General features: G+C 29.0%; 1 protein-coding gene. It reads left to right on the top strand.

The features are described from left to right. Positions 1 to 465, top strand: a 465-nt coding sequence (locus AB4323_RS24450; RefSeq protein WP_372153552.1) for a hypothetical protein, incomplete at both ends; no start/stop codon positions are given.

Genomic DNA, 465 nt, shown 5'->3' with positions numbered 1-465 from the left:
ATCATATTAAACAACAGTTAATAAACAAAAAAATATTATGGATAATTTCTCTATTCATATTATATGGCTTATATCAAAGACATTTGCACGGATTTAGCAATGGTCAAATAAAAGCATATGGAATGTTGCTATTATATTTTTCAATAATCCCTGAAAGTTTATTTGGTCAATTAAAAAACCATTTACTTAACCTTTCTCTCGTGGCTACAGTATGCTCGCTAGCTTACTTTTACCAACAAGACATTCTTCTTGAGAGAGGAAGGGGAACGTGGGGTATTGGTGTTTTACATTATACTGTAATGTCTTCATGGTTAGCTTGTTTCGCACTCTATAAATTAACAACGACTAAAAATAATATTATTATATTAAAATCAATTTTAATAATAGCGGCATCATTATTTTTAATAATAGCAACCCAAGCCAGATCTACATTCGTAACATTATTGTTTATATCTATTGGTTACT

Origin of the sequence: Vibrio sp. 10N.261.52.C11 (assembly GCF_041471405.1) — a bacterium.
GTDB classification, from domain to species: domain Bacteria; phylum Pseudomonadota; class Gammaproteobacteria; order Enterobacterales; family Vibrionaceae; genus Vibrio; species Vibrio crassostreae_C.
Note: the sequence above shows the minus strand (reverse complement) of the source record. Positions and strands in the feature narration are given on the sequence as shown.